This window comes from Dactylosporangium sp. NPDC006015 (genome assembly GCF_040614215.1).
In the GTDB taxonomy this organism is placed as follows: Bacteria; Actinomycetota; Actinomycetes; order Mycobacteriales; family Micromonosporaceae; genus Dactylosporangium; species Dactylosporangium maewongense.
The window spans coordinates 1-5,604 of record NZ_JBEXUD010000108.1 but is presented as its reverse complement, the minus strand read 5'-3'; the positions used below and the strand labels follow the sequence as shown (position 1 = coordinate 5,604).

General features: G+C 72.2%; 5 protein-coding genes. 4 read left to right on the top strand and 1 reads right to left on the bottom strand.

Annotated features, from left to right (window positions below; translation table 11 throughout):
- The 3 genes from ABZ321_RS58090 to ABZ321_RS58080 all read left to right on the top strand — a co-directional run.
- The coding region (locus ABZ321_RS58090) for a hypothetical protein (RefSeq protein WP_354905658.1) at positions 1–839 on the top strand (839 nt) is incomplete at its 5' end.
- A gap of 29 nt (positions 840–868) precedes the next feature.
- A complete protein-coding gene (locus ABZ321_RS58085) occupies positions 869–1,756 on the top strand; it encodes an ABC transporter ATP-binding protein (RefSeq protein ID WP_354905655.1) in 888 nt (295 codons plus the stop codon).
- Positions 1,753–2,592, top strand: a complete 840-nt coding sequence (locus tag ABZ321_RS58080) for an ABC transporter permease (RefSeq protein ID WP_344505693.1) — start codon at positions 1,753–1,755, stop codon at positions 2,590–2,592. Before ABZ321_RS58085 ends, ABZ321_RS58080 begins: the two co-directional genes overlap by 4 nt.
- A gap of 2 nt (positions 2,593–2,594) precedes the next feature.
- Here ABZ321_RS58080 and ABZ321_RS58075 read toward each other — a convergent pair whose 3' ends face one another.
- The gene (locus ABZ321_RS58075; protein WP_354905652.1) at positions 2,595–3,188 is read right to left on the bottom strand and encodes a hypothetical protein; all 594 of its coding nucleotides are present in this window, start codon (positions 3,186–3,188) and stop codon (positions 2,595–2,597) included.
- Between the two features lie 51 nt (positions 3,189–3,239).
- Between ABZ321_RS58075 and ABZ321_RS58070 the strand changes: the two genes are divergently transcribed.
- Entirely contained in the window at positions 3,240–5,513 is a 2,274-nt protein-coding gene (locus ABZ321_RS58070) for an excinuclease ABC subunit UvrA (protein ID WP_344505695.1), read from the top strand.
- The last annotated feature ends 91 nt before the right edge of the window (positions 5,514–5,604 follow it).

Here is a 5,604-nt window from a genome sequence, read left to right as displayed (position 1 = left end):
GCCCCCGGTGGCGGGCGGTGCTGCGCAGCCCGGTCGTCGCGGCCGTCGCCGCCGTCGCGCTGCTCACCGGCGCGAGCGCCGCGGCCGCCGCGGACTGGCTGCAGATCTTCCGGACCGACCGGATCGCCCCGATCACCGTCACCCAGGCGGACCTGGTCACGATGCCCGACCTGGCCGCGTACGGCGACGTGAGGGTCACCAACGGCCCGAACGTCCGGAAGGTCGGCGACGCCGCCGCGGCCGCGTCGATCACGGGCCTGTCCGTGCCGCGGACCGGCAGGCTGCCGCGCGGCGTGACCGGCGACCCGACGTTCCAGGTCGGCGACCAGGCGAACGCGGTGTTCACGTTCTCGGCGGAGAAGGCCGCGCAGACGGCCGCGGCGGCCGGCGCGACGCTGCCCCCGCCGCCGCCCGGCCTGGACGGCAGCAAGTTCCGGCTGAGCGCCGGGCCCGGCCTCGCCCTCGTCTGGCAGGGCGGCGGGCGCAGCGCCCCGGCCATGATCGTGGCCCGGGTCGTCGCGCCGGTCGCGTACTCCTCCGGCGTCCCGTTCGACACCGCCCGCGACTACCTGCTGTCGCTGCCGGGCCTGCCCGAGTCGGTCGCCGCGCAGCTGCGCGCGTTCTCCGGCAGCGGCACCACGTGGCCGATGATCGTCCGCTCCGGGCAGCAGGCGACCGCGACCGACGTCGGCGGGAAGCCGGCGACCGTCCTCACGACCCGCGACGGCGTCATGTCCGGCGTGGTGTGGGTCGACGACGGCGTGGTCACCGCGGTCGCCGGGTCACTGTCCGCCGACGAGGTGCTGTCAGTGGCGCGCGGGCTGCGGTGGGACCGGTGAACGCGTCGCCGGCCGTGTGGTGTTCCGGGTTGCGCAAGCGGTACCGGCGGCAGACCGCGCTCGCCGACGTCTCCTTCACCGTCGGGCGGGGCGAGGTCCTGGGGCTGCTCGGCCCGAACGGCGCCGGCAAGACCACCGCCATCAAGATCCTGCTGGGGCTCGTCCGGCCGGACGCGGGCGAGGCGCTGCTGCTGGGCCGCCCGGCGCGGGACCCGGCGGCCCGGGCCAGGGTCGGCTACCTGCCCGAGCTCTTCCGGTACCAACCCTGGCTGACGGCGCAGGAGGTCCTCGACCTGCACGTGAAGCTCGCCCGAGCCACGGTGCCCGCGCCTTCTCAAAAGGAGTGCCTGGCCACGGTCGGGCTCGCGGACCGCGCCGGCGACCGGGTCGGCGGCTTCTCCAAGGGCATGCAGCAGCGGCTCGGCCTGGCGGTCGCCCTGGTCGCCGGCCCCGACCTCGTCGTGCTCGACGAGCCGACGAGCGCCCTCGACCCGCTCGGCCGCGCCGACGTCAGGGACCTGCTGCTGGCGTTGAAGGAGCGCGGGGTGGCCGTGCTGCTCAACTCGCACCTCATCGGCGAGGTCGAGCGCGTCTGCGACCGGGTGGTCATCCTGGACAAGGGCCGGGTCGCCGCCGCCGGTACGCTGCCCGAACTGCTCGGCCGGCGGTCCCTGCACCTGCGCCTGGACGGCGTGTCCCCGCCGGCCTCGGCCCGGCTCGCCGCGGCCGGCGCGGTGACCTCCGCCGGCGACCAGTTCACCGTCGCGCTGCCCGCGGATCCGGCCGAATCGCTCATCCCCGACCTGGTCAGCGACCTGGTCGGCCTCGGCGTGCGCGTCCACGCGGTCGAGCCGGCCCGGATCACGCTGGAAGAACGCCTCCTGGACATCCTGCGCGCCTCGACGGAGGACCGATGACCGTCCTGACGATCGCCTCACTCACGCTGCAGGAGGCCTCGCGGCGCAAGGTGCTGCGGTCCCTGGCCGTCCTGACCGTCCTGCTGCTCGGCCTCAGCGCCTGGGGCTTCACCCGCATCGACGCCACGTTCGGCGGCCTCACCAGCGGCGAGTCCCGGCTGGCCGCCGCGACCGTGCTCAACCTCGTCATGTTCGGGCTGAGCCTCATCTCCGCGCTCGGCACCGCGTTCCTCGCCGGCCCCACCCTCGCCGGCGAGATCGAGTCGGGCATCGCCCTGGCCATGATGACCCGCCCGGTCCGCCGCTCCGCGGTCCTGGTGGGCAAGTGGCTGGGCCTGGTCGCGTTCGGCAGCGGCTTCGTCGCCGTCGCGGGCCTCGCGCAGCTGCTCATCGTCCGGACCACGGTCGGGTACTGGCCGCCGCAGCCCTTCCTGGGGCTGGCGCTGCTCGCCGCCCAGACCGCGGCGCTGCTCACCCTCGGTCTGCTGCTGTCGACCGTCATCTCACCGATGGCCTCCGGCATCGTCTCCGTCGGCCTCTTCGGCGCCACCTGGATCGCGGGCGTCGTCGGCGCCGTCGGCGAGGTCCTCGGCAACGCGAGCCTCGCCCAGGTCGGCACCGTCTCCAAGATGCTCCTGCCGACCGACGGCCTGTGGCGCGGCGCGATGCACGCCTTCCAGGACCCGACCCTGCTCAGCCAGTTCAGCGAGGCGTTCGAGGGCCACCCGTTCCTCAGCCAGACCGGCCTGACCCCCACGTACGTCGCCTGGGCCGCGATCTGGACCGCCGTCGTGCTGGCCCTCTCCGCCCTCGCCTTCCAGCGCCGCGACCTGTGAACCTACCGCCGCCGCAGGAGCGGCTTGCCGTCGCGGGCCCAGGCGAGGGCGAGCCGGTCGTCGACCCGGCCGTCGTCGCGGACCAGGCCGTCGACCAGGCCGTCTACAAGGTCCGGCGAGGTCTCACCGAAGCGGCGGTTGAGGACGAGGCCGGTGCTGTCGACCTCGAGGTTGCCGTCGTCGTAGACGGTGAGGGGGCAGTCGGTGGTGCCGCCGATCGCCAGCGTGCCGTCGGTCGTCGCGAAGTGGATCAGGCGGCTCACGACGGCGCCGCCGTAGACGTACAGCATCGTGGCGTCGACGCTGACGACGGCCGCCCGCAGCGTGCCGGTGACCATGAGGGCGAACGTCTCGGGGGCGCCCTCGTCGAGGTCCAGCGTGCCGCCGACGGTGAGGTCGCCGTCGATCACGAACGCCGTCAGCTCGTCCGTGCTGCCGACGCCGGCCATCCTGTACAGGTCGCCGCCGGTGAAGTCGCCGTCGGCGTGGACGTCGCCGCGCCGTACCAGAGCCGCATCGAACTCGACGTCGAACTCCTCGAAGGGGCTCGGCGGCAGCACCGCGTCCACATCGTCGAACTTCTCCCAACGTGTCATCAGCGCAATGTAGCGGCCGAAAATGTCGGGGGGTCCCGCTATGGTGGCCCGGTGCATGAGGCAGACAGTCATGACCTGATCAAGGTCCACGGGGCCAGGGAAAACAACCTGAAGGACGTCAGCGTCGACATCCCGAAGCGCCGGCTCACGGTGTTCACCGGGGTGTCGGGATCGGGCAAGAGCTCGCTGGTGTTCGGCACGATCGCCGCGGAGTCGCAGCGGCTCATCAACGAGACCTACAGCGCGTTCGTCCAGGGCTTCATGCCGAGCCAGGGCCGGCCCGACGTCGACCTGCTCGAAGGGCTGACCACGGCGATCATCGTCGACCAGGAGCGGATGGGTGCCAACTCCCGTTCCACGGTCGGCACCGCGACCGACGCGAATGCCATGCTGCGGATCGTGTTCAGCCGCCTCGGCGTGCCGAGCGCCGGGCCGTCGTTCCACTACAGCTTCAACGTGCCCGCCGGTGCGTGCCCCCGCTGCGAGGGCATGGGCACCGCCAACGACATCGACCTCGACGAGCTGTTCGACCGGGACAAGTCGCTGAGCGAGGGCGCGATCACCATCCCGGGTTACAGCGTCGACGGCTGGCTCGTGCGGATCTTCACCGCGTCCGGCTTCGTCGACGCCGACAAGCCCATCCGCGACTACACCGAGCAGGAGTTGCACGACTTCCTGTACAAGGAGCCGGTGAAGGTCAAGATCGAGAACATCAACATGACCTATGAGGGGCTCATCCCCAAGGTCCAGAAGGGGTTCCTGCAGAAGGACAAGGAGGCCCTGCAGCCGCACCTGCGCGCGTTCGTGGAGCGGGCGGTCACGTTCACGGCCTGCCCCGAGTGCAACGGCACCCGGCTCAACAAGGCGGCGCTGGAGTCGCGCATCGACGGCATCAACATCGCCGAGGCGTGCGCGATGCAGATCAGCGACCTCTCCGACTGGGTCCGCGGCATCAAGGACCCCGCGGTCGGGCCGCTGCTGACGACCCTGCAGCAGACGCTCGACTCGTTCGTGGAGATCGGCCTCGGCTACCTGTCGCTGGACCGGCCGTCGGGCACGCTGTCCGGCGGTGAGGCGCAGCGCACCAAGATGATCCGGCACCTCGGGTCGAGCCTCACCGACGTGTCGTACATCTTCGACGAGCCGACCGTCGGGCTGCACCCGCACGACATCCAGCGGATGAACGGGCTGCTGCAGCGCCTGCGCGACAAGGGCAACACCGTCCTCGTCGTCGAGCACAAGCCCGAGACGATCGCGATCGCCGACCACGTCGTCGACCTCGGCCCGGGCGCGGGCGGCGCCGGCGGCACGATCTGCTTCGAGGGCACCGTGGCGGACCTGCGGGCCAGCGACACGCTCACCGGCCGCCACCTCGACTACCGGGCGGTGCTCAAGGCCGACCCGCGCAAGGCGACGGGTGCCCTGCCGATCCGCAACGCGAGCCGGCACAACCTGCAGGACGTGAGCGTCGACGTGCCGCTCGGCGTGCTGGTCGTCGTCACCGGCGTCGCGGGGTCGGGCAAGAGCTCCCTCATCCACGGCTCGGTGCCCAAGGGCGCGGGCGTCGTCTCCGTCGACCAGACCGCGATCCGCGGCTCCCGGCGCAGCAACCCCGCCACGTATACCGGCCTGCTCGACCCGATCCGTGCCGCCTTCGCCAAGGCCAACAAGGTGAAGCCGGCCCTCTTCAGCGCCAACTCGGCGGGCGCCTGCCCCAACTGCAACGGCAACGGCGTCATCTACACCGACCTGGCCATGATGGCGGGCGTCGCCACCGTCTGCGAGGAGTGCGAGGGCAAGCGCTTCCAGGCCGCCGTCCTCGAATACAAGCTGGGCGGCAAGGACATCAGCGAGGTCCTGGCGATGTCGGTGACGGAGGCGGAGGCGTTCTTCGCCGCCGGCCACGCGAAGTCGGCCGCCGCCCACGCCATCCTGCACCGCATGGCCGACGTCGGCCTCGGCTACGTCACCCTCGGCCAGCCGCTCACCACCCTCTCCGGCGGCGAGCGCCAGCGGCTCAAGCTGGCCATCCACATGGCGGAGAAGGGCGGCATCTACGTCCTGGACGAGCCGACGACCGGCCTGCACCTCGCCGACGTCGAGCAGCTGCTGAAGCTCCTCGACCGCCTCGTCGACTCCGGCAAGTCCGTCATCGTCATCGAGCACCACCTGGCCGTCATGGCCCGCGCCGACTGGATCATCGACCTCGGCCCCGGCGCCGGTCACGACGGCGGCCGCCTCGTTTTCGAGGGCACCCCCGCCGATCTGGTCGCCGCCCGCTCCACGCTGACCGGCGAGCACCTGGCCCAGTACGTCGGCGCATAGCGCACCTCGGCTCGGCTGCCCGCGCACGGCCTGCGGTCGACAGCTTCGGCGTGTGCACCGAGGCCGACCTCGCCGCCGCGATCACCGCCCT